Here is a 25270-nt window from a genome sequence, read left to right as displayed (position 1 = left end):
CAGGAAGGATGAGGTTTTTGCAAAAAAGCGTAAAGATATAGCTGTTTTTATTATAGTATTCTTCAGTTTCATCTATTGGATGCTATAATTTCACAATAAAATAATATTTTCTGTTTGCATTATTTCCTTTTGTTCATGTATAATCCACGTTCGATAGGCAGATAGGTTGTTCGCTTAGATAATTTACAAGTCATTTTTTGTCTGATTTGGTTTTATAGGTTTTGCTCTTTTCTGGAAGTGAAGTACTTAAGAATAATTGTAGTTTGAGGTATCATGTATAAACTTTGTATATATCGGGAAACTATAATATCCTAATACGGTAAAGTGAATAATCTAATAAAATATTTTAAGACAACATCCTTATCCTTCGTAGTTTTTTTTGCAGCTTTTTTTATAGCTGCCAATCCAAATGCTTATTCTTTTGACTATCACGAGCCAGTTCTCTCAATTACCAACTTTCTTGATTCACTCTCGTATGATTATAAGGGTTTTAACATAAAACTTACAGGAATATCAGTTGGTGAGACCTATGATGATAATGTTACCTTTGAAAATGAGAATGAAGAAGACGATTTTATAACGGATGCGAGTATCGGATTCGGTATAAGCTACGTGGGTAAAGCCAGTAGTTTTGAATTGGTGGGTAATTTACACAGTCAGGCATTTATGAAGAATAATGAATTCAACAATATCTCTGAAGACATTGATTTTAGTTTTAATCATGAATTCTCAGAAAATGATCGCTTGAGTGTAAAAAATTTCTTTGTTTATTCAGAGGCTCCTCTCTTTTTCCGGGATGACTTTTTTGATGAGCAGTTTGTAAGAGAAGGGGGACGATTTAAACATTATACAAATCGTTTCAATATTGACTATACAAAGGATATCAGCAAACAGATTTCTGTTACCGTACGATATATGAATGATCTAAACGCATTTTCTGAGGTTGATATACAAACTTCATATCTCAATAGTGGGGGTTTTGAAATAGGTTACTTATTAAGTTCTGCTACCCGTTTCTCTGTATCGTATGATATCCTTCACAGACAATTTGAAAATGCTGAGGATGCCTTAGTAAACACCATTACTACGGGAATAAGGCAATATATAACGAAAAAGCTTTATTTTGATGGTGGAGTTGGTGTCGATTTTATAGATTCTTTTGACGATAAAAACTACACCAGACCGCTTTATTTCGCATCAGTTACGTATGAAGTAGATGAAAGAACGAGTGCAGGCATTTCATTCTTAAAGAAAAATAGTACCAATGCTTATACCGCAGATATTTTTAATGAGTGGAGGACAGCAATTAACTTCGAACGGCAAATTTTAGAAAGATTTGGATGCGCATTTTCTGTTTTTTATGGTGATGGTGAATATGTTTCTTCAAATTTCGAAAGAGAACTGTTTGGAGTAAAAACAGACTTAACTTACGATATTAATAAGAACTTACGTGCGGATCTAGCCTACTCTTACTCAGATTTAAGCTCTAATATTGAGACTACTGAATACGAAAAAAATACTATCTTCTTAGGATTAATCGCAGAGTTTTAATATAATAAAAAATTAATTAAAGACTCTATATACAAAATTCCAATTCCCTTTGTCATTCCAAGGTAAGTGAGAATCCTGATAAAATAATATCTTCCATCACGGACAAACGGAGTTTGTCCGCACCACTCTGTATATCAATTTACCTATGTATTGATTGTGAACCCTTTGAGCATAAAAAGTTCTTCCTAAAAAATAGCCATAAAATCCTCAAAATTTTTACTTCTCCTTGCTGTGTGACATGTCACGCCTTTGTGACATGACACAGAAGCGTGACATGTCACGTTTTCCGTGTTTCATTTTAGTAATCTCTTGTTTTGTATTCATACCATCTATACTATTCCGCATGTAATCCGTACGAAAATCCAAATCCGTAAAAAATACTATCGCAAGACCTTTTTCCTGTGTCTATCCTTTGATAGCCGTTCCGTCTTTCTGTGTTTTCTGTCATAATTATCCGTACTTCATATGAAAACAACCTGCTAAGGTAGCATTTTCTATTTCATTGTTCTCTCCTGCCACAATAAATGACACTTATTTCTCTATGTTTTTTGCGATCTAAAGGTGTGCAGAAATTTGCTATTAAAAATAAAACAATCAATTTCCACATTCCTTGAGATATTGGCATATATTTTTCTATATACTCTCTCAAGTAATTAAAAAAATTTTTTCAATGTGTTTTTCACTGTGTCATATTAATAGTGCTATGTTAAAAGAACATTATGTCATATTCAGAGGTCTGATGACGTTTTCAGACATGTGTATAGTCTTCGCGACTTTCTTTTTAGGATTTTACTTAAGAAAGCATCCTAATGGTTATTATCAGATGAGTGATTATCTTATCCTTATACCTATACTCCTGATTATTTGGGGAGTCCTTTTGTACTGCTTTGGAATGTATAATTCCTTCAGAACCAAACATATATCAGATGTCTTATTTATTGTAATTGAAGCAGCTCTTGTTGGATGTAGTCTTTTTGGAAGTTTCATCTTTATCACAAAAATGAATTCCGTTAGCAGACTCCATATCGTTTACTCATTTCTCTTCGCAGTAATGTTTATAAGTATTGAAAAAATTGCTCTCATACAATTTTTTCGGTATCAACGGAAAAAAGGTTTTAATACAAGGAACATTTTAATCGTTGGAACAGGTGTAAGGGCGCAACATCTTATCAATTTAATTAGCAATCATCCTGAATGGGGAATCAGGATAATTGGTCTCGTCGATAATGATACAACAAAAATAAACACGATGATCTGTGGATACAAAGTAATCGGATCCTTTAACGATGTAAGTGATATTCTTCATAATTGTGTTGTCGACGAGGTTATATTTGTTGTTCCACGCTCATGGCTAAGCAAGATTGAAAAGATAATGTCTATGTGTGAGATAGAAGGATTAAAGGTAAGTGTAGCGCTTGATTTATTTGAACTTAAATTATCAAAGGCAAAATATAGTAATTTGGAAAAGCTTCCTCTGCTTACCTTTGAGAGTACTCCCGATAAATTATTGCATCTTTTTATTAAGCGATTATTTGACTTAGGTGTTTCTACAACTGCCCTTATAGTATCATCGCCAGTTTTTGCATTAGCTGCTATAACGGTAAAAATGACATCAAGAGGTCACATCTTTTTTAAACAGCAAAGATGCAGCCTGAATGGCAGAACATTTACCATGTATAAGTTCAGAACAATGGTTGAAGACGCCGAAAGCAAACTCAACGATCTTCTTAAATATAATGAAATGAAAGGCCCTGTCTTTAAAATGAAAAACGATCCCAGAGTAACGAGGGTTGGAAAATTTTTAAGAAAATTTAGTATAGACGAACTGCCGCAATTATGGAGTGTATTTAAAGGTGATATGAGCCTGGTGGGCCCAAGGCCTCCCATTCCGAATGAAGTAAGTAAATATGAGCCCTGGCAACGAAGACGGCTCAGTATGCGACCAGGTTTAACATGCCTTTGGCAGGCATACGGAAGAAATAAGATAACTGATTTTAACGAATGGATGCGGCTGGACTTAACGTATATTGATAACTGGTCGCTCTGGCTTGATTGTAAAATATTATTAAAAACATTACCGGTAGTGTTGTTTGGAGTAGGAGCAAAATAGATTCAAAATTGGAAAATCAAATACCGAATAGTTTTAATCACGCCTTGATTTTTGTATTACTCTTTCATGGGGGGTAAAGAAATTGAAAAACATATTCATAAGTTTGTTGATATTTTCTAGTGTGTTTATAGTACCGGCATTCAATTATGCTGATGAATCTACAAAACAATATACCGTTGGGGTAGATGATGTACTTGAGATAAGTGTGCTTGGACATGATGAACTAAAAACGGTAGCACATGTCGCATCAGATGGGGCGATATCTTTTCCCTATGTAGGGGTGCTTTATGTGAAAGGCATGAGCCTTTCAGAAATAGAAAAGGAACTATCGAAAAAGCTCTCAGGCGGTTACATAAAGTATGCTGTAGTATCGGTGACCCTATCAAGTTATAAGAGCATGAAGTTTTTTGTGTACGGTGAAGTCGGAAGCCCGGGGAGGTTTGATCTCGAAGATAATATCACCGTATTAAAAGCTATCTCAGCAGCCGGTGGTATTACTCCAGACGGCCTTTATGGCAATATAAAATTGAGGAGGAAACAGAAAAATAAACCCGGATACAAGGAAATCAATATAAATCTAAAAAACACAAAAGAGAGTCATCTCCATGCAGACATGCCTATTGAAAGCGAAGATATAGTGATTGTAGAGCGTAGCAATAGTTTTTTTGTCTATGGTGAGGTTTTAAAACCAGGTAAATTTATTCTTGAGGAAAATACTACAGTCCTTAAGGCTATATCTCTTTCCGGAGGTTTTGCAAAATATGGTTCTCCTGACAGGGTTAAGATACTCAGGACAGAACAGGGCAAATCAGGGTATAAAAGTATCAAAGTTGATATGAAAGGCGCTGTAAGTGGTCAAATAGGAAAAGATATTCTTTTAGAACCAGAAGATATAGTAATTGTATTAGAAGGAATTCTTTAGGGGATTACCATGAATTTGAATTTTTCAGGAAGTACGTTACGAGACTATCTCAGGATTATATTCGGGCACAAGACTGTAATCATCAATACGCTGGTGATCATCATGATAAGCGTCTTAATTGGTCAGGAGCTTAAGACTCCCGTTTATCAAGCTCAGGTTAAGATGTTAGTTTCGGCAGAAAAACAATTTGAGAGCCCCTATTATAGAGTTTTAGAAGGCTATCAACATATGACTCAGAATGAGATTGTATTCTCAAATCCTGTAATTGAACGTGCCGTTAAAGTGCTTAAGCTCCACGAGCGCCCGAGCGATTATGAACTAAATTACTGTTCTGCATTTAAAGCATGGTTGATTCATGTAAAAGAAAAATACCTGGCGAATTTAAAGCCTAACTGGCTGACAGATCTTCAACAAAAGAGACTAGAATCAAAACATATTTCACCTGAACAAGAGCGGGCGTATGCCTTCCGGATGAATGTTGAAAATTTAAAAACTACGATAACCGTTGAACCAATAAAAGATACAAACATATTTACCATAGGCGCTACTGATTTTGATCCTGTAGCAGCAGCTACGATTGCCAATGTGGTAAGCCGTTCATATATTATTTTTGATCTTGAACAACAATTGGCACAACTTCAACTGCAATATGAGAAAAAACATCCTATAATCATACAATTGAGAAATGAAATCGATAAGATGACGAGAAATCTTGCGGGCGATACACTTCCCGATTTAGAGGCAATCGGGCCTGCAACTGTTAAGGTTATTGAGCAAGCACAGATCCCTCTCAGGCCAATAGGAATAAGCAAGCGTATTACTATGGTTATTGCGCTTTTTATGGGTTTATTTGTGGGAGTTATGCTTACATTTGGGCTTGAATATATTGATCATACCCTTAAGTCTCCGCTTGATGTAGAGACATTTCTCAATGTACCGCTTTTGGGTTCTCTCCCACGGAAAGGGTTTAAAGATAAAAAGTTAATTAAGGATAAAAGGAGGACAACCCCTCTTGCGCAGTTTTATCAGAACCTTTCCGATCGGGTACAAATATTGATGAAAGAGAAAAATGTAAGGTCTATTTTGATAACAGCCTCTTCACCTTCTGACGGTTCCACAACTATTATCGCTAATCTGGGTAATTTCTTATCCAATAAAGCAGGTCATAAAGTACTTATCATAGATGCTAACTTAAAAACTCCAACTATGCATAAAATATTTAAAATCTCAGATAGCCCGGGTCTCGTTGATATTATGGAAGGAAGAAGTACTTTTGAGAAGGCCGCTTACCCTGTAAGTCACAATTTAACGGTTTTGCCTGCCGGCAAAACTTTCAATAATTCAAATACTGTGGTGAATTCTGAGATGTCTGAAGATATAGTTACCGGTTATGCAAATGTACTGGAAGGAAAAGTTTCTTTAAATAATAAAAAAAATAAACAGACAAGTCCTAAATTAACGGTTTTACCTGCCACCAGATCCACATTTAGTTCAATTGCCGCCTTAGATTCCTATAAGATGCTCGATGTAATCAACATAGTGAAAGAACAATACGATATTGTTCTCGTTGATTATGCAAACCTGAAAAATGTTAAAGATGTTTATGTCCTTTCTTCTTATTTAGACGGAGTTGCCCTGGTTGTTAGTGAAGGGAAAACCCGTCGCCATGTTATAAAAGCCTTATTATCACCATTGGAACAAAAGAAAGCTAATTTTCTTGGCGTCATATTGAATAACCGCTCATTTGCCATCCCAAAATTGCTTTACGAAAGATTGTAGCTCAGTTGAATAGGCGTTTTCGGTGTGAATGTATGCTATAAAAATCTTTAAGAAGAAAGGTAAAAAGTAAAGCAATGTCTGGTATAGCCGGAATAGTCTCACCAGCAAACAGAGAAGACCTGGAAGTATGTATTCAGACTATGATTCAACTTATGACGCATAAGAGTTGGCATAAGATACAAAAATCAATCATGCCAGGCGCCGGTGTTGCTACGATCTCTGTGAATGACCAAAAAACCATTTCGGAGCAAAAGGGTACGGCGCTAACTGTGATTGGCGAGATATTTGATCAGGACAAGCTCAGAACAATGCTTTTGGAGAGCGGATACCGTGATACATCTCGTAATATAAGCGATATATTGCTGGGACTTTACCTTCAATTTGGTGTTGAGTCCTTGTGTGGCCTTAACGGGCTTTACCTGATTAGTATTTGGGAAGATGACTATAAAAGGTTGACAATCATTAATGATAGGTACGGTTTTAGAAAGCTCTATTACTGGCTTTTCAAAGACAAGTTCATGTTTGCTTCTGAGTATAAATCATTGATCTGGCATCCTCAGTTTAACAAGAAGATTAATGAGGTTGCTCTGTCTGATTTTTTATCAGTAAACTATCTCCTTGATGATCGTACTTTTTTCGAAGATATAAAGGTTTTCCCACCTGCCAGTATCATGACATATCAGGAAGGACAAAATACTTTTCATCGTTACTGGGACTATGAGTTTCATACCGGAGAGACAAAAAAGAGTAAAGAATATTATATAGATGAGTATGCGCTAAGAGTTAAAGAGGCTGTCAGAAAAAGGTGTAAAGAGAATATGTGCTTGCCTATAACAGGTGGTTTCGATTCCAGGACACTTGCGGCTATGGCAGGGCAGTACTTGAAATTTCCAAAGATAGTTACCTGTACAGTCGGACATAAACATTGTTATGATGTTCGATTTGGTAGAAGTATTGCTAAAAGTTTGGGATACAGCCACACCTTTATTCCCATTGACCATGGGTATATAGAAACCTATGCGGATAAAGGTATTTGGGAATTAGAGGGATTAAATTGTTTCGCATTTTGGATTTTTGCTCTTTGCTCATTCCTGGAGGAAAATAAGAGCGAGTCTGTTATGTGCGGCTTTCTCGGTGATTGTCTCTCAGGTGCGCATCTGTTTCCATTATTATGGGAAGCGGCAGATTCAGAAAAGGCAGTTGAGCTATTATACGATACCTTTTTTAACACGACCTTTAAAGATAGGGAACTGGCAATACTCTTAAAACCACATATCTATAGAAATGTAAGGGGAGAAAGTTTTGCCTCTGTAAAAAGATGTTTTAACACCTTACACACAGATAATATATTGAATAAGTGTACTTATGTTGACCTTCACCAAAGACAGAGGCGATATATTTCATTTCATATTGAAGCTCTGGGGCAATTTTCTGAAGTTCTGGAACCTTTTACTGATAATGAATTCATTGATTTTGTGCAAGGTATTCCTGTGGAAATGAAGCGCGGCCAGATGATCTATAAAAAGATGATTGCGCAATATTTATCCAAAGTTAAACAAGTTCCAACAACGATAACAGGCTTACCAATAGACACCTCTCAATCTTATGAGGCAGCGTTTAAATTATGGCATCGCTTCTATAGCAGGGTACTTCCCAGGCTGACTGCCGGAAAATTAGGACATAATTATAAGCATTATATTCATGAAGCATGGCTAAAGAACACCTTAGAGAATTTTGTAATCTCTACCTTGAAACAGAAAGAATATCTGGAAGATTATTTTAATATTGATGTTGTAAATAATCTTGTTGCAGATCATATGTCAGGGAAAAGAAATGCTTATATGAGGATTTGTGTGTTGATGACCTTCTTGCTTTGGAGAAAACGATTTTGCTCGTAAACAGTAACGATACTATGGTAAAAATCTGAAATAATAATGAATACGCTACGAAAAGAAAATATTGCAACGTTCAACAGCCAGTTACCTATTTTCCCAACAGTTTCAATCATTGTTCCTGTTTATAATGCTGAAAAAAACATTGATACCCTTATAGCGTCTTTACTTAATTTAGACTATCCAAAAGAGCTACTCGAAATTATTCTTGTTGATAATAATTCAGACGACAGAACGAAAGAAGTAATAAGGAGATATCCCGTCAAACTATTGGAGGAAACGAGGATACAAAGCTCTTATGCGGCAAGGAATAAGGGAATCAAAAACGCAAAACATGAGATCCTGGCTTTTACTGATTCTGACTGCATGGTTACCCCTCAATGGGTGAGAGAAGGAGTTACCACGTTAATTTCCAAATCGGCTGATTTAGCGGGAGGAAGAGTTGCATTTATCTATTCAAAACAAAAAACGGCTGCAGAATTGTACGATTCAATAACGAATCTGCATACCGAATCATCTATAGAAAGAATGAATGCTGCAACAACTGCAAATTTATTGGTAAAATCATTTTTATTTGAACGTATCGGATTATTTCCCGACTCAGTTACATCCGGTGGTGATATTCAATGGACCTCCAGGGCCACAAGAGCTGGTTTTATCCTCACTCATGCCCCCGAGGCAATCGTTTATCATCCAACACGGCGCTTAAAAGAATTACTCAAAAAAGATTTTCGTGTTGGCGCCGGCCTCCTTGGCGTTTTTGTAAATACAAAAAAACCACTGCCAGGCATTGTCTTTTCTCTGGCAAAGTTATTTTTCCCACGGCGTTTATCCTCTCTGCGAAAGGCAGCCAGGGAAAGAGGTGTAATAGATGCGGATGAAAAAATATTCCGTCTCTGGTGTATCTCATATGCGTGCAACATCTCAAGGATTTTAGGGATATTGAGTTCAGTCGGTAGTATCTATAGAAAGAAAAATAAAATACCGTCAAACCTTATATTAAAAAACAATACACCCTTATAAGAACGGATTAGGAGAGCATGATAACAACTTCGCTTCATACAGGTCTTAAAATTTTTCTTATATTCATAGCATCTTTAATTACCTCCTTCCTTGGTGGATATATTTTCTCTCTTTCTATTCCCATATATTTTTATGCGGCATTTTTTGCTTTTTTATCTATTATTCTTACCTTTTTTATACAACCATTTGCAGCTTTTGTTATTCTCCTTTTTATCCGGCCACTCATTGATCCACTTTCTAAATATGGTATTGGCCAGAGTGTAAACTTATTGGCGATATTCAGTATTCTTTACATTTTGTTCTTAGTTATCGTTTTATCGAACGATAAACAAAAATCATGGAAGCCCTGTATATCTGTCTACTTCTATTTCTATCTTTTTATCTCGGTTCTTTCTTTCATTAATATAGATGATTTTAATACCGGGGTAACCTTTTTTTTCAAACTGTGCAGCCTTATAGCAATATACGTATTAGCGTATCATCTCGTACAAAATGAACGTGATGCACATAAGATATTTCTTACCGTTGCCTTATCTTCAGTAATCCCCATTGGAAATGGTTTTTTACAGTATGCTATGGGCACTGGAGTACAGCAGGGTATGGACCCAACGCTTCGTATTAATTCAACATTTGTCCTTTCGAATCCATACGCAATGTTTTTGTGTATCATCATATTTGTACTCATCCATTTACTCTTTTTCCAGAAATCCATCTCGAAAAAGTTCAATGTGGTACTCTGTGGATTGCTTTTCCTCGCAGCAATCTCTCTTGTGCTCACCTATACCCGTGCTGCATGGTTTGCTTTTTTGATTGGATTGATTATTTACTCAATAAAAGAGAAAAGGCTGAGAATATACCTACTCTTTATGGGTATTCTCTGCGTAGCGCTATTATACGATCAGATTATCGAACGTTTCTCCGATTTATATACCCCAAGAAAGTATGGAACGAACAGTTTGGTATTCAGGATGGACCTTGCAGGGCAGTTATTGAGAAACGCATTTCCTAAACATTACTTTCTGGGATTCGGTCTTGGCACGAGCGAATATGTTGCTTTCAAATATACAACGTATCCATTACCCCCACACAACGATTTTCTCCGCATTCTCATAGAATCGGGAACCATAGGCTTGATCTGTTTCCTTATATTCTTTTACATGAATTTTAAGTATTACTTTAATAAAATCAGGATGTATCCTGCCCGTTCTTATAATGTCTTTATGCTGGTATTATTATCAGTCTATGTCGTTGCCTCACTTGGTCAGAACATATTCTTTTTTGTCACAACAACGGGATATGTCTTCTGCTTTTTAGGGGTAACTCAAAAATTAAATGATATGCAAGACCTCCATGAAAAAAGTCCTGTTACTATCTGAACTGTTTGTTCCACCCTATGATGAAGGTATGAAGGTGACAGCATTAAACCTCCTTAAGGGGATTAAGCACCATGTGGATTGTATTGGATTAGGGCCTTGTGAGGACGAGAATGGTCTTATCCAGCCTACCGCAATAAGCAAGATTCTGTATTCAAAAAGATTACGTAAGGAGATAAACCGTCAGAAACCTGATTTCATTTTTTATATTCCCGAAGCATCAGCAACACTTCACAGTTTTATACGTTACCGGGTCCTTCGCTTTATTTCAAAAGGGGCTGGAACCGCTATGGTTGCCTTACAAAACAGGGAATATTCATCTTTAACACAAAGGATTATTACGTTTATTAATCCTCATACACTCTTTGTTCCCTCAACCCTTATGTCGGATATATTTAAAAAGATTGGAATTGATACGCACTTACTGTCCGCAGGGGTTGATATTGAAAAATTTACTCCTGTTTCTCCTGAAACGAAATATGCTTTACGGGAAAAGTATCAAGTTCCTCAAGATAAATATATTATTTTACACGTCGGCCATATTCGCGCATCGCGGAATGTAAAGATGTTTCTCAGCCTTATCGATCAACCGGAAATGCAAGTGCTTCTCGTTGGCAGTACATCAACCCCTCAGGAAGATGAATTAAAAAGAGAATTACGCCAGGCGGGGATTCTGATTATCGATAAATTTGTACCAGAAAACCAGGAACTCTATCAACTCGCTGATTGTTACGTGTTTAACGTAAGAGAAAGAAGCGGCGCTATGGAGTTCCCTATATCTGTGCTTGAGGCAATTGCCTGTAATTTACCGGTGTTGACTACTCCATTCGGAAGTTTGCCGGAGAATTTTCCTGCTTCAGATGATTTCCGGTATTTTACTACCTCTGAAGAGCTAAAGAATGAACTGCAAAATATGCGGAATTGTATTTCAAAAACCAGAGAAAGAGTAGAAAAATTTTCCTGGAAGAACGTAGCAAATCAACTTTTGGGGAAGTGCAGGGTACTATAATGGCCAGACAATCTTTATTCATATGTTTTATTGGTATTGATGGCTCTGGTAAAAGCTCTCAGGCCCAATTGCTGCAAAAGCATCTTAACGCATCAGGAATCGCTGCCGTGTATACCTGGAGTCGATGGGAGCCATACCTGTTGAAACCATTTATCAGGAGGTTTAAAGGATTACGTACTACACCTGAAGCAATGGCATCAAATATTCCAAATCTTCAAAAGAAAAAACGGAGACTTTTACGGAATCCCATCGTCTTGTGGTTGTGGTTGAATATAGCGCTATTTGACTATTATTTCCAGGCGAAGCGAAGGGTATTTGGTCTTATGAATAAAAACACCATCGTAATATGTGATCGATACCTATTCGACTTTATGGTAGATCAGGCGGTGAATATGGGTAAAAAAGCTGAAGGGTTGAAACACATTTTTCGGTTAGTTTTAACCCGATTATTCCCTTTGCCCGATTTACTCTTTATTTTAGATGTAGAGCCGGAAAAGGGCTATCAGAGAAAACAGGATGGTACAAGGCTGGAATATTTAATGGAAAGGCACGAACTGTACCGCTATTACCGGCATTTACCTAATGCTACTCTTATTGATGCCAATAACTCCTTCGATATGGTTGCACACCAGATAACAAAGCGTACGATGACTTTTTTAAAGGAGCAAGGTATTATCAATGGCTAAGGTAATGGTTATTGGTATAGACGGACTAGATCCTGATCTTATTCATACATGGCAAAATGAACTGCCATCATTCAGAAAGATCATGGGTGAGGGGTATGCCGGTAAGATAGAATCAGTTTTTCCACCCGACTCTGTCTCGGCATGGGCAACCATCTTTACCGGAAAGACCCCAGCTCAACACGGTATCATGGAACATGTCAGCTACCTTGATAATGGCAGTACCCATATCAATATCTCTAACATGATCGGCAAAACCTTCTGGGATTTTGCAGGTAAAGCGGGGAAAAAAGTTTGTGTGGTTAATCCTTTTTTTGCGTATCCTGTTTGGCCTGTCAATGGTGTCATGATTAGCGGTCCGGTGTTTATGAAAGGAGATGTTCAATCCTACCCATCAAATATCCTTTCAAAGGAAGATATGCCGGATATTGGAGGAATTACCGATTTTCCAAATAAAAACAAGCTTGCTGAGTTTATTGAAAAAAACAGAGCGGATATTAAAAGGCTTTATCATTTCTCAAAGGAGCACTTTCGTAAGGATACTTATGATTTATGCTTTGTTACCTTTTTACAATTAGACAGAATACAACATTTTCTCTGGCGGTATACAGACCCGGAAGATTGTACGTATCCTGGCCCAAATAACTATCGTGAGAGTATTAAGGAATTTTACCAATTGTTTGATGAGATAATCGGGCGGTTTATGGAGAATCTTGATAATCAAACAACTCTCATGATAATCAGCGATCACGGACATGGAAGACGGTGTACGAAGGTATTAAATATTAACGAAATTCTCCGAAGGGCAGGGTATGTAAAATCGAGAGTAGGCCGTTGTAAATATTTGGATCTAAAGTATCTGGCAGAGAAGGCTAAGCTGGAAACATTAGAGGCAGTCTACCACCTTAACCTGGAAGATCTCATGTTTGCCATAACAAGGTATATTCCGAATCGTAAGGCGTTAAAAAAATCTACCTTTATTACGAATACTACCACAAGCCTTGCCAGTACTTCAGTCTTTGCCGGTACCAATCCCTACGGAGGCATAACAATTCACCGAGAAAATATGAAGCAGACCGGAATGGATTATGAGGCTTTCCGCCTTGAGGTTATACGCTTGTTACAGGATTTTAAGGATGAAAGAACGGGGAAACGGCCATTTGTGTGGTTAAAATGCCGCGAGGATATTGATCAGGGGCCCTTTTTAGATATCTACCCGGACATACTTTTCGAGCTTGAAGAATCATATGGGGTAAACTGGGCGCTGCACACGAAAATTACCAGAGTAAATACGACACATAAGAAAATATCCGGCGGGCATAGGTACCATGGCTTTTACGGTATTCTTAACTCCAAAAATATAACGGGAAAAGAAAGGATTGTAGATATAGCTTCTACTATTCTCAATATTTTACAGACTCCGGCAGATGAAAAATCCTGATAGCAAAACACTTTTATGGAGAGCTATGATGCAGAAAAATAGTGACAGTGCTGGTATAAAAAGATTGCTTTCCTTGACACAAGGAATTTTCGGGAGAAGAAATCCAGGCATCGCAGTCATTTTTGTGATGCTGATCGTGGCAGAAATGGTTTTTTATGGAATTATCCCGTTTTGTCTTGCTGCAGATGAAAAGATTACGTGGAAATTGATTGGTCCGGGAGATGCTGATCAGGTAACTTCTCTGTCAGTAGGTGAAGATGGTTCTGTCTATGCAGGCACAGATATTGGCGGCGTCTATTATAGCAGTGACCAGGGAGAAAGCTGGTTTCCTATAAATAACGGGATTAAAAATTATGATATCACAACACCTGTGATTATTGATCCAAAAGACAAAAAGAAACTGTATGTTGGAACACGAGGCGGCTTTTATAAATCAACTGATGGCGGAGTAACGTGGAAGTCAGTATGGAAAGGTATTGGGTCCCCACAGTCTGGGTCTTTATCTGCCTGTATTGGATCTCTTGTTTTACACCCCGAAGATAATCGTATCCTGTATTTAGGATTCGGTTACCGGCCAAGCACGGAAGGCGGGCCTGTCATAAAGAAGATTAGTTGGGGTAGCGATATCTATATGAGTAAAGATGACGGAGAAACCTGGAAGTCAAGCTTTTCTCCTGGTTTTTCTCCTGATGAAGAATTGAAAGTCCGCCATATGGTTATTGACTATAAAAATACCAATATCATGTATGTTGCAACGAATGAAGGTCTGTTAAAGAGTCTTGATGCCGGTAAAACATGGAGAAATATCCTGAATACTGCAGTACGGCATGTTGCAACGCACCCAAATGATTCCCGTATGATTTACCTTGCTGCCGGGCCCGAAGGAGTTTTTAAATCTGACAATGGCGGTGAATCCTGGGAGAAAAAGAATTCCGGGTTACATTTTATAAAAACGAAGTCAAAACATACCGATAATTATGCACAAATACTTATTGATAAAAAGAATACGAAGGTCATGTATGCGATAAATAGTACCTGGGGAGAAAGCGGGGGTGTATATAAAAGTGTAGATAACGGAGATACCTGGATTAAGGTTACAAAATGGAACGGCCCGTTGGGCGGTAAAGGTAACGTTGAAATAGCATGGCTGGAATTAAGCCGGAAAGTTAATGCAATCGCCTTAGACCCCAGGAATAGCGAGAGGATATATATTGGAACATCAAGATATATTTACCGGTCCGATAATGGAGGAGCAACCTGGAAGCAATTAATTTCAAAAGAAGTTTCCCCGGGCAGATGGACTCACAGAGGTATAAATGTGTTTGGCCATACACACGTTGTAGGTATAGATCCAAAAGATCATAACCATCTCTATGTCGGCACCGCAGATCATGGCTTAGTTCTAAGCGATGATAATGGAAAAAGTTGGTATGCTTCCGTAAAGGGTATGAAGTATAAAGACGATATCTTTGATGTCGCTGTAGATCCCAAAAAACCTAATATCGTTCATGTTATCAATGCAAAAGGACTTAAAATCGCCGGTTTTGCAACCAGTTCTGATTATGGAAATACCTGGGTTCAAAGAACTGAAGGACTTCCCGATAACACCCTGTTCAATACAATCTTAATCAACCCTTATCATACAGAAATAATCTTTATTGGTGGTAAACCAGGTATTTATAAGAGCGAAGACAAAGGCATAAGCTGGATAAAAAAGGATACTGGTTTACCTCGTGAAATAAGAGTACAGAAGCTCGCCTATCACCCTGAGAAAAAGAGCACCCTCTACGCCGCAACAGATGATGGGTTGTATAAGAGTGACAATGATGGAAATTCCTGGGTTAAAACCTATAAGAATTCTCTGCGAATAGCTTCTCTTGCTATAGATCCTCGCCAACCTGAACATCTCTATGCAGGAGTGGTGAGGAGTAAAAATGGCCCTGGTGGCGTTTATAAGAGTTCAAATGGCGGTAAGACATGGACACAAATTTTATCAGGCCCAACGAGAATTGAGTCCGTGGCAGTAGTGCCTTCAGTTCCTTCAGTAATTTATGCTGCTTCTAACGATCATCAATACCACGATGAGAGCTCGGGAGAAGGAGTTTTCAGGAGTGTAAATGGGGGAAAGACATGGGAAAATATCAATAACGGTTTGCCTGTGCTCCGTGCCTTCAATATCAATGTGAATCCATCTCCGCCACACGAGGTTTATCTTTCTGCGAATGGAAGCGGAGTCTATGTTACAGGAGATCCGGTCATGGACTTTTCTTCTCATAAAAAAGGTAACCGGGAATAAACCCAGAGTTAATTTTTCAGAGTAAGGGAATAAAAATGAATATCCTCCAGGTTAATAAATTTCACTACTTACGCGGTGGAAGTGAAAGAGTCTACTTTGGGACAGCAGACATCTTGGAAAAACACGGGCATACCGTAAAATTTTTTTCTATGTCTCATCCGGAAAACATACCGTGTGAGACTTCAAAGTATTTCATGCCTGATGTAGATTTAAACACAAACGATGGCAATCCCATGAGTCAGCTCAAAATAGCCTTCCGTATTTTGTATTCTTTTGAGGCAAAGAAGCGCATTTCCCGCGTGTTGGATCAATATCCGGCAGATATTGCCCACTTACATAATATCCATCATCAAATTTCTCCATCGATCCTTCATGAATTGAGAAGCAGGAAGATACCTATTGTTATGACACTCCATGATTATAAGATGGTATGTGGCTCATACTCACTCATTGCTGACGAGAAAATTTGCGAGGATTGTAACAGAGGAAGATATTTCAGTGCAATTCGCAAACGCTGCATAAAAGATTCACGCACAAAAAGTGTTCTTGCTGCGGTAGAGATGTACCTACACCATACACTTCTTGATATATATGGTGCCGTAGACGTTTTTATTTCTCCAAGCCTGTTTCTTAAAAATAAGTTACAGAAAATGGGATTTAAAAAACCTATTATTCATTTGCCTAATTTTGTAATGAATTTTGAAGATGTCAGGAGCGAACCAGAAGACAACGGAAGCAGGAAAGAAAAGTCTTTAGTTTATTTTGGAAGACTTTCGCCTGAAAAAGGGTTATCAACGCTCATGAAAGCAGTGAAAATTTTACAAGCAAAAGATGGAATCAGGATAAAGGTTAAAATTATAGGGGAAGGACCTCTTAAAGACGTGCTTGAAAAAAATGCTGAAGAGCTTAACCATGTCCAATTCTTTGGGTATATGAGAGGGCAATCGCTTTATCATGAAATCAAAAAAAGTACCGTTGTTGTTCTTCCCTCGGAATGGTATGAAAATAATCCCATATCGGTTTTAGAGGCATTTGCTTTGGGTAAACCGGTAATTGGAGCCAGGATTGGCGGCATACCGGAATTGGTTAAAAATAATGTTACAGGATTAACTTTTGAATCCGGGAATGTTGACGACCTTGTCGAAAAGATTACGGCCATGCTGGAGAGTTCTGACAGAATTATACACATGGGAGAAAATGCAAGACTATTTGTAGAACGGGAATTGAATGCTGAAAAATATTATCAAGAACTTATGAAAATCTATCAATCAGTAATAAGAAAAAACCGATGAGGAGAACTATTGCCTGTGTAAAAAGTGGTTTATCTTAACCCAACCAGGATAGTAGTAACGTTTTCTCTGTAGTAGTAAACTTAGTTTTCTTCCCCTCTTCACTTGCCAAATAATATTATAGCGACACAGTATTGACACCTCACACTTACTCAAAATTTTGAGTAACTACATGTATCTCTTCCCTCATGTATCCTGTCTCACTTTTGTTGCATTACACTTCTGTGTCATGTCACATGTCCTGATCATTTTCATGGTTTTATCTTTGTCTGTTTCTGCGTGTATAAGAGATCTAAATCAGAGAAAGGCAATACAAAATTCCTCTTGAGATACTTCTTTTCTCTGTATTCTCATATCCATCCTGCAAAAGCTATGTCTTGGTTCAGTATTTGCACTTCTTCCTTTCATTCTCTTGACACAATTCACTGCTCATCGACAGGAGAACAATCTGTAGCATAACGTTTTTTTGACACAATATGAATTATACATTGGCAGAGCAAAAGTATCATATTCGATCGTATATTCAGGGAATTCAGGAAATGCATACGAAAATACTTCATTCTCATGTGTTGATAAAAACAGGGAAGATTTAAAAAAAGGACTTATTAAGAATTTAAAAATGAATGTTTTAATTGGAATTTTAATGTATCCACCGGACTTCACCGGGGCGGGTTTAAGAATTCACAGATTGTACTCTAACTTGCGGAAAAAGGGAGTAAACAAGGTCTATGTTATTACGAATAGCATAAATAAAACCGAGAAGAAAACAAGAACGTATGATGGTATAGAGATCATCTACATTGGTTGTAACAAATATGCCGGAAGGCAAACGCATATAGGAAGAAAGTTCCTGAAGACTATGTTTGTTTTGCGAATATTTTTTAGAACCACGATAACATTTTTAAAACTTCAGTCTGAAGTTGATATCATTCATACCGTTGATTCAAGTTGGCTCTCTAGTTTAATAGGTTGGTATGCCTTTTTAGTGAAAAAGCCTCTGGTAAAGGAGATTGTTTCGTTAGGTATGGACGATCCTCTAACACTTCAAAAAACGAAACTCCCTCTTTTAAGATATTTTTTCTTATTTCCATTTCATTACGCCAGGTTAGTTATCGTGATATCTCCACCGTTAAAAGACGCATGCACAGCCTATGGTTTACCGGCAGATAAAATCTGGTGCAGATTTAATCCAATCTATCTGGATAGCTTACATGAGGAGAACGATACGAATATTGTTTCAAGATATTTAGACTTTTCTGCCCGCAGGATTTTGTGGGTTGGGGTTATCATACGAAGAAAGAATCTTGAATTTCTCTTAAATGCAGCATTCTATCTGAAAGGAAAAATTCAATTACTCATCGTAGGGCCACACCCTGATGAGGAGTATTTCCGTGAAATTATATCTTTATCGGAAACGATTACTCAGGAAACAAACGGCAGGATCAAAATTTCATTTTTAGGCAGAATAGACGACAGGAAAGAATTGGTTGCCCTGTATAAGAACTCACATTTATTTTGGTTCGCTTCACATAATGAGGGATTGGGTAATGTTGTCATTGAATCCTTACTCTGTGGAACACCCATTGTGACTTTGCCCGTGAATAATATTATGAACTATGTAATTCAAAATACCGAAGATGGCGAAGTTGTGAATACCGATGATCCAAGGTATTTTGCGGATATTGTAAACATATGTTTACATAATAATATTTATCACAGAGATCAAATAGCTGAGAGAGCAAAAAAAAGATTTAATCATGATCAGATTGAAAATGAATATGTATTCAAGTTTTACGATATTATGAGATTAAAAATGACCGATAAGTATACTGAAAAATCCCTGTAAAGGAAGAGAAATAGAAAGTGAGATATCATGGAAGCAGCGATAATTACAACGTACCGGTGTCCGAATAAATGTTATATGTGTAATGTCTGGAAGCATCCCACAAAAAGAGAAGAGGAATTCAAGCCATCGCTCTTAGAGAAACTTCCCTCTCTTGAATTTGCCAATGTCACAGGCGGAGAGCCATTCTTAAGGGATGATATTGAAGAGATTATCTCTGTATTACGGAAGAAAGCAAAAAGAATTGTAATGAGCACCAACGGGTATTTTACTCAAAAAATTTTAGCAATAGCACAAAAGAACAAAAACATTGGCATAAGAATAAGCATTGAAGGTTTGCCTGCTGCTAATGATGAACTCAGAGGAGTCAAAGATGGTTTTGACCATGGATTAAGGACACTGCTTGAGCTTCAGAGGCTTGGGTTTAAAGATATAGGGTTTGGTATTACCGTATCTGACAGAAATGCTAAAGATATGATTGAATTATATCAATTAGCCAAGACGATGAACGTTGAATTTGCAACTGCAGCGGTGCACAACTCATACTATTTCCATAAATACGATAATGAAATACAGAAAAAGGAGGAGGTAATCACCTGTTTCGAAGAGATCGTAAGAGATTTATTAAAAAGCAAAAAGATTAAAAACTTGTACCGGGCCTATTTCAATTACGGATTAATTAATTATATCAGGGGAAACAAGAGATTGCTTCCCTGTGAAGCAGGAACAGAGAATTTCTTTTTAGACCCCTGGGGTGATATCAGACCTTGCAACGGGATGGAAGAAAATATTTGGTTTGAGAGTATGGGTAATCTGAAGGAAAAATCTTTCGAGGAAATATGGCGCGGAGAGAAGGCAAAGCAGATAAGAGAAAAGGTAAAGACCTGTCCCAAGAATTGCTGGATGATCGGCACTGCTGCTCCTGTTATGAAGAAATATTTCATAAAACCAACTGCCTGGATAATAAAAAATAAGATGAAAACCGATAGGGGAAAAGGAAGGGGATTTGGAAGTTTGGCATTGGGAAAAAATAATAAAGTACAAAGCTGCATAAACTAAAACAATCTCGTGATAAAAACGGAAATAAGAGAATCTCCAAATAAACCTATTCAAGAAAATTATATCCATGATAAAAATTACTGCTCTTGGCGACCGTGACTCTTCCCCTGTTCAAGAAGGAATTGAAACAGATCGTGTAAATTTATATTTTCAACTGATCAGAAGGAGAAGAAGAAAAAGACTTGATGAGCCAAAGATAAAAATTGTTGTTCTCGGCACTCGTGGCTTTCCTCATGTCCAGGGTGGTATAGAAGCACATTGCGAAAATCTTTATCCTCAACTTGTCAAAAAAGGTTATGAGATAATCGTTCTAACGAGAAAGCCGTATGTTAATCCGGATATTGGTATATATAAAGGGATTAAGTTAATTCCTTTACCATGTCCAAAAAATAAATTCCTCGAAACATTCCTTCATACCTTTATCGGAGTTCTCGTTGCCAAGAAGTTTTCTCCCGATATACTGCATATCCATGCTATAGGACCTTCGTTATTTACACCACTTGCCCGTCTCTTAGGCCTCAAGGTAATCATGACAAATCACGGACCGGATTATCAAAGAAAAAAATGGGGTAAACTGGCAAGAGGTGTCTTAAAACTCAGTGAAAAATCCGGTAGTACATGGGCTAACGATATCATATGTGTATCTGAGACTATTGCACATCATGTGAAAAGAAAATATAACAGATATGTAAACATCATTCCCAATGGGGTAACAATAACGAAAATTGCGCAAAGTAGCGCTATTCTAAGAAACTACGCTTTGACGAAAGGTCGGTATATATTATCCGTAGGCCGCTTTGTGCCTGAAAAAGGTTTCCACGACCTTATTGAAGCATTTAACCAGATTTCGACTTCTATCAATCAGTCTTCAGGCAATACCTGGAAATTAGTTATCATCGGCTGCGCTGACCATGAGGATAGATATAGTATACGTTTAAAAGATCAGGCAGATAAAAATAACAATATTATTTTAACAGGATTTCTGACGGGAGAATCACTACAAGAATTCTATAGTCACGCAGGGCTTTTTGTAATCCCTTCCTATTACGAAGGATTGCCTATTGTGTTACTAGAGGCTCTGAGCTATGGTTTATCCTGCATTGCTTCAGATATTTCTGCCAATAAGAATGTAAAATTATCCGGGAACAGATTTTTTAAGGCAGGAGACGTTAAGGGGCTTGCTGAAAAAATACAAGAATATCTCGATAAGCCCTTATGCGAGGAAGAGAAAAAAGGACAAATAACTATGATAGCAGAAAGATATAATTGGGATACCATCGCGCATAAGACCGCTAACGTGTATAAGGGTATAATGAATGGTAAACGATAAATCACTTGCCGCAGTTCCTCTTATCGAGCTTTTTAAAATCCAACCTATTACGAAAAGATAAAATTCACCAATGATGTTTGTCTGCCAATCACCACCAGGAAACGGCTTCTATCCAAAAATATTGAAATTTTTTCTCCGTGGCTTTATATATCTTTGTGGCATACAAATTCAATAAAGGCCAAAATTTTCTTCCTGGCTGTTTTCCAATAATTCCTTTAAAGATTTAATCGCGTTGTATGGATACATTGAGTGTCTTTCCAACGCTTGGCAGGCGCAATTTTAAACAGTCTTCAGTCATAGACTTTGCATGTAAATATTGATAGATCTTTAATGTTTGCGGCTGCCATCGGTTTGTTTCAATGGGAATCTCTTTTATCAATCTAAAGGGGCCGGAATTAAGGTAGGATCGTAACTCCTTATGAATTTCAATTCCTGTCCAATCCTCTTTTTCTACTACGATATATGATATGCCATATTTATCGAAAATCCTCTTAATATCATCATGTGAATGGGCATGAATCTTGAGCCAATGTCCTGGGGTAATCGATGAAGAAGTAAGAAGTTTATCTCCCCGCAGCACATACATGGATTTTTTTTCATCCAGCACCCGCATTAAATAGATAAAGTAATTTTTGTGGCGACCATCAAAGAAGATTGTAGATGTCTTATTTTCCCGTAGTATATAATGAACGGCTTCATCATAGCCCCTGATATAGAATAGGGGTTTTTTGTAAATATATGATATCTGATAAATCACAATAGCCACTAAAACAATTACATGAATAAGGTAACAAATTTTATATTTTTGAAGATATACAATGGGTAATGCTGCGAACAAACAAAAGGCCGGTATCCAGAAAATTGGATATCGGTCAGTTTTAGCATTGAGAAATGTGAAAAAAAGGTATACGCTCATAATTGAAAGAATAAAATACATGCAACGATTATCACGTTTCCAGATTGCCCATCCAAAACCTGTACCACAGAGAATCATGAAAGGCCAGGTTAAATGGCTGTTTACCAGCACAAAAAAATAGAGTCTCAAATTTTCCCATGATAATCTGGAATGCTTCGTATACGCAATAGACTGATCTATGTTCTGGTCTCCAAGCCAAAAGGTAATTATGGCGAGAGGGGTAAGCAGAAATACCGCAATTATGCCAGCAATCCAGGTCTCTTTGCGTTTTATAAAGCTTGTGAATTGTCTTCTGACTATGAGATACAGGATAAACCATAGTACGATAAAAACGGCTGTTTGTTTAGTCCATACGGTGAGGCTAAAAGTGATTGCCGTGGTATAGAGATAAGCTGATTTTCCGTTTTCTAGAAAACGATAGAAGAGGTATGCAGTGAGCATGGCCATAGATAACACGGGAATTTCGGCCATTGTGTACCATTCCCATTGAACCAGATAAGGTGTCGTTATGAGTAATAGTGATGCCCAAAAGGCAGTATGCGTGTCGAAGATGCGCTGGGTAAGTTTAAACCAGGCGCTTACTCCAATGAGAGCAAAAAGCAAAATAGCTAAGCGACTACTCCAGATGTTAATGCCGAATACAGCGTTAAACATCGCTTCAATACAGGGGAAAAAAGGGGGGTGATAGCCGATACTTATAGCAGGATATCTGGCATAATAATGGGTTGTAAAATCATAAATATTACTTATCGGCATTTCTCGCAGGAAATCAAGAATGAATGCGCCATCCATTAAATGCCGTTCTGCATCTGCGAAACCGCTGACCGTGGGGTCGTAAATTCCACGCAATAAGAGAACTGACATTATCAGGAGAATCAAGATAAGGCTTATCCTGTCTTTTCCTGTTTGACCCATGCACCCGTTACGCTGTTTAGAAAATAAGTTCGGTATCATTTTTCGCAATCCTCCTGATTAAGAAATAATGGTATAATCGTTACCTTAGTATAAGGTGGTATGGACAAAGGATACAGAAAACCTTCCGGGCCGTCTCTCCACGTTTGTTCGCGCATAATGTTTATGTAAGAACGGGAAATTACATTGTCCGTTTATACAACTTTTTCATGATATTCTTCCTCAATATTAATACTCCATAAATTATCTTTTGTTTTTATTCCTTTTATAATATTTTCTACGGCAACCATTGCTGACATCATTGAATGATCCTGATTGTTGTAACGATGCATACCATTTCGGCCAATAAGGAATAGGTTATCAATCGTTTCCAGATATTCAATGATCTCATATAAATAATCATAACTGCCAGTATATGATGGATATGCCTTCGGTACTCTTACAACACAACCGTCTTTTACCTCATGTGAGTCAATAAAATTAATCTTCTCCAATTCTCCAATGCAAAATTGGAGGAATTCTTTGTCTGACATACACCATAATTCATCTCCTTCATTACAAAAATACTCTAATCCTAACCAGATATCATTTTCATGTGAAACCATATAGGGGCTCCAGTTATTAAAGATCTGAATTCTGCCTAACTTCACGTCTTTCTCCTGGACATATATCCAATTATCCGGAATGATATTACCCATTGTGCGGTGTTTCGTAGTATTTTTGACTTTTAACCTGTGTATTAAGATTCCTGCAGTCATGAAATCCCTGTAAACAAGTCTTGAGGCAATGTCTCGTATGTTTTTGTCGGGCACAGGATGTATCCGTGCTATCAGATCTTTTATTGGTATTGATGAAAAAAAGTAATCGGCATTTTCCTCAAATATATTTCCTGTTATGGTATCTCTGATTCTTATACCCTGAACACGGTTGGCGTCGATTATAATATTTACAATCTCATGGTTCGTCTTAATTACGCCCCCGTTTTTACTTACTATGTCTGCAACGGTTTCCCACATCTGACCAGGTCCGTATTTCGGGTAAAGAAAGCTCTCAATGAGCGATGTCTCTGTGTCTTTTTGTGCAATATCCTTTTTTTTTCCGGTAAACACCCTTTTTATGGCATGAGTTATTGCGGTAAATACGGAAAGTCCCTTTACTCTTTGTGCGCCCCATTTTGCACTTATTTTCTGACAGGTTACACCCCATACTTTCTCTGTGTAATCCTTAAAGAAAGTATGGTACAGCTCTTTACCAAACCGTGAAATGAAAAAATCTTCTAAATTTCTTATCTCTTTTTTTGGAAGAAAGTTTACCATGAAAAGACTACAGGTTATTTTTATTGTTTTTCTGAGCCCTAAATTTTTTACAGTTTGTAATTTCAAGGAAAGGGGATAATCATAAAACTTGCGCAAATAAAAAATTCTCGATATTCGATTTCTATGAAGAAGAACCTTATCTTCTTTCTCAGGATTCGGAGGATTTACCATAAGTGCATCGCTTTCTTTTATCTTTCTGTATTTTGATGTATTTGCAACAGGAATTTTTCGTCTTAATAGTAAATCATCTTTTGCCGGAGCGCCCTGTATGGGGAGAATATTGCACCACCAATCCATAATTTTGCTCGATTTTGAGAAGAAGCGGTGCCCGCCAATGTCTATTCGGTTCCCCTTATAGTTGACTGTTTTTGAAATACCACCAATTTCCCTGGTTGCTTCGTATACCGTGGGCGCTATATCTGTCTTATCAAGCAGTTCATACGCTGAGGTTAAACCTGCCGGGCCAGCGCCAAAGATAAGTGCTTTTTTCGAATGTATTCCTGGCATATAAAATCACCGGTAAAAA

17 protein-coding genes are annotated in these 25270 nt (G+C 37.4%); 15 read left to right on the top strand and 2 right to left on the bottom strand.

Features of this window, described 5'->3' with window-relative positions:
- Window positions 1-324 precede the first annotated feature (324 nt).
- From FBQ94_RS02515 to FBQ94_RS02445, 15 genes are all read left to right on the top strand, one after another.
- Complete coding sequence (locus FBQ94_RS02515) at window positions 325-1551, top strand: outer membrane beta-barrel protein (RefSeq protein ID WP_007222286.1); 1227 nt, start codon at window positions 325-327, stop codon at window positions 1549-1551.
- Window positions 1552-2221: 670 nt separating this feature from the next.
- Complete coding sequence (locus tag FBQ94_RS02510; RefSeq protein ID WP_352246179.1) at window positions 2222-3661, top strand: sugar transferase; 1440 nt, start codon at window positions 2222-2224, stop codon at window positions 3659-3661.
- A gap of 82 nt (window positions 3662-3743) precedes the next feature.
- Entirely contained in the window at window positions 3744-4583 is an 840-nt protein-coding gene (locus tag FBQ94_RS02505; protein ID WP_040543776.1) for an SLBB domain-containing protein, read from the top strand.
- Window positions 4584-4592: 9 nt separating this feature from the next.
- On the top strand, window positions 4593-6362 hold the full coding sequence (locus FBQ94_RS02500) for a tyrosine-protein kinase domain-containing protein (RefSeq protein ID WP_040543777.1): 1770 nt from the start codon (window positions 4593-4595) through the stop codon (window positions 6360-6362).
- 74 nt (window positions 6363-6436) lie between these two features.
- Window positions 6437-8260: an asparagine synthetase B family protein gene (locus FBQ94_RS02495; protein ID WP_007222290.1), complete on the top strand. Its 1824-nt coding sequence runs from the start codon at window positions 6437-6439 to the stop codon at window positions 8258-8260.
- 36 nt (window positions 8261-8296) lie between these two features.
- A complete protein-coding gene (locus tag FBQ94_RS02490) occupies window positions 8297-9277 on the top strand; it encodes a glycosyltransferase family 2 protein (RefSeq protein ID WP_007222291.1) in 981 nt (326 codons plus the stop codon).
- Between the two features lie 17 nt (window positions 9278-9294).
- A complete protein-coding gene (locus FBQ94_RS02485; protein WP_007222292.1) occupies window positions 9295-10653 on the top strand; it encodes an O-antigen ligase family protein in 1359 nt (452 codons plus the stop codon).
- Window positions 10628-11659 (top strand): glycosyltransferase family 4 protein, encoded by a 1032-nt coding sequence (locus FBQ94_RS02480; protein WP_007222293.1) that lies wholly within the window; start codon window positions 10628-10630, stop codon window positions 11657-11659. Before FBQ94_RS02485 ends, FBQ94_RS02480 begins: the two co-directional genes overlap by 26 nt.
- Window positions 11659-12345, top strand: a complete 687-nt coding sequence (locus FBQ94_RS02475; protein WP_007222294.1) for a dTMP kinase — start codon at window positions 11659-11661, stop codon at window positions 12343-12345. Before FBQ94_RS02480 ends, FBQ94_RS02475 begins: the two co-directional genes overlap by 1 nt.
- Window positions 12338-13783, top strand: a complete 1446-nt coding sequence (locus FBQ94_RS02470) for an alkaline phosphatase family protein (RefSeq protein ID WP_007222295.1) — start codon at window positions 12338-12340, stop codon at window positions 13781-13783. The genes FBQ94_RS02475 and FBQ94_RS02470 overlap by 8 nt, the downstream gene beginning before the upstream one ends.
- A 25-nt stretch (window positions 13784-13808) precedes the next feature.
- Window positions 13809-16079 (top strand): WD40/YVTN/BNR-like repeat-containing protein, encoded by a 2271-nt coding sequence (locus tag FBQ94_RS02465; RefSeq protein WP_285441966.1) that lies wholly within the window; start codon window positions 13809-13811, stop codon window positions 16077-16079.
- Between the two features lie 35 nt (window positions 16080-16114).
- Window positions 16115-17371: a glycosyltransferase family 4 protein gene (locus FBQ94_RS02460; RefSeq protein WP_007222297.1), complete on the top strand. Its 1257-nt coding sequence runs from the start codon at window positions 16115-16117 to the stop codon at window positions 17369-17371.
- A gap of 463 nt (window positions 17372-17834) precedes the next feature.
- Window positions 17835-19214: a glycosyltransferase family 4 protein gene (locus FBQ94_RS02455; protein WP_007222298.1), complete on the top strand. Its 1380-nt coding sequence runs from the start codon at window positions 17835-17837 to the stop codon at window positions 19212-19214.
- Between the two features lie 27 nt (window positions 19215-19241).
- A complete protein-coding gene (locus FBQ94_RS02450) occupies window positions 19242-20270 on the top strand; it encodes a radical SAM protein (protein ID WP_007222299.1) in 1029 nt (342 codons plus the stop codon).
- 67 nt (window positions 20271-20337) lie between these two features.
- The gene (locus FBQ94_RS02445) at window positions 20338-21600 is read left to right on the top strand and encodes a glycosyltransferase family 4 protein (RefSeq protein WP_007222300.1); all 1263 of its coding nucleotides are present in this window, start codon (window positions 20338-20340) and stop codon (window positions 21598-21600) included.
- 223 nt (window positions 21601-21823) lie between these two features.
- On the opposite strand, the gene FBQ94_RS02440 is transcribed toward FBQ94_RS02445, so the two are convergent.
- Both FBQ94_RS02440 and FBQ94_RS02435 read right to left on the bottom strand, forming a co-directional pair.
- Window positions 21824-23470 (bottom strand): ArnT family glycosyltransferase, encoded by a 1647-nt coding sequence (locus tag FBQ94_RS02440; protein WP_007222301.1) that lies wholly within the window; start codon window positions 23468-23470, stop codon window positions 21824-21826.
- A gap of 152 nt (window positions 23471-23622) precedes the next feature.
- The gene (locus FBQ94_RS02435) at window positions 23623-25251 is read right to left on the bottom strand and encodes an NAD(P)/FAD-dependent oxidoreductase (protein ID WP_007222302.1); all 1629 of its coding nucleotides are present in this window, start codon (window positions 25249-25251) and stop codon (window positions 23623-23625) included.
- Between the last annotated feature and the right edge of the window lie 19 nt (window positions 25252-25270).

It is taken from the genome of Candidatus Jettenia sp. AMX1, assembly GCF_030263775.1.
Lineage (GTDB): Bacteria > Planctomycetota > Brocadiia > Brocadiales > Brocadiaceae > Jettenia > Jettenia caeni.
Note: the sequence above shows the minus strand (reverse complement) of the source record. Positions and strands in the feature narration are given on the sequence as shown.

Bases quoted from the DNA above. Each gene is read 5' to 3' on its own strand.
- FBQ94_RS02460 (WP_007222297.1), top strand. From the start codon at position 16,115: ATGAATATCCTCCAGGTTAATAAATTTCACTACTTACGCGGTGGAAGT.
- FBQ94_RS02440 (WP_007222301.1), bottom strand. From the start codon at position 23,470: ATGATACCGAACTTATTTTCTAAACAGCGTAACGGGTGCATGGGTCAA.
- FBQ94_RS02475 (WP_007222294.1), top strand. From the start codon at position 11,659: ATGGCCAGACAATCTTTATTCATATGTTTTATTGGTATTGATGGCTCT.
- FBQ94_RS02500 (WP_040543777.1), top strand. From the start codon at position 4,593: ATGAATTTGAATTTTTCAGGAAGTACGTTACGAGACTATCTCAGGATT.
- FBQ94_RS02490 (WP_007222291.1), top strand. From the start codon at position 8,297: ATGAATACGCTACGAAAAGAAAATATTGCAACGTTCAACAGCCAGTTA.
- FBQ94_RS02445 (WP_007222300.1), top strand. From the start codon at position 20,338: ATGATAAAAATTACTGCTCTTGGCGACCGTGACTCTTCCCCTGTTCAA.
- FBQ94_RS02450 (WP_007222299.1), top strand. From the start codon at position 19,242: ATGGAAGCAGCGATAATTACAACGTACCGGTGTCCGAATAAATGTTAT.
- FBQ94_RS02480 (WP_007222293.1), top strand. From the start codon at position 10,628: ATGAAAAAAGTCCTGTTACTATCTGAACTGTTTGTTCCACCCTATGAT.
- FBQ94_RS02510 (WP_352246179.1), top strand. From the start codon at position 2,222: ATGTGTTTTTCACTGTGTCATATTAATAGTGCTATGTTAAAAGAACAT.
- FBQ94_RS02465 (WP_285441966.1), top strand. From the start codon at position 13,809: ATGATGCAGAAAAATAGTGACAGTGCTGGTATAAAAAGATTGCTTTCC.
- FBQ94_RS02495 (WP_007222290.1), top strand. From the start codon at position 6,437: ATGTCTGGTATAGCCGGAATAGTCTCACCAGCAAACAGAGAAGACCTG.
- FBQ94_RS02485 (WP_007222292.1), top strand. From the start codon at position 9,295: ATGATAACAACTTCGCTTCATACAGGTCTTAAAATTTTTCTTATATTC.
- FBQ94_RS02470 (WP_007222295.1), top strand. From the start codon at position 12,338: ATGGCTAAGGTAATGGTTATTGGTATAGACGGACTAGATCCTGATCTT.
- FBQ94_RS02435 (WP_007222302.1), bottom strand. From the start codon at position 25,251: ATGCCAGGAATACATTCGAAAAAAGCACTTATCTTTGGCGCTGGCCCG.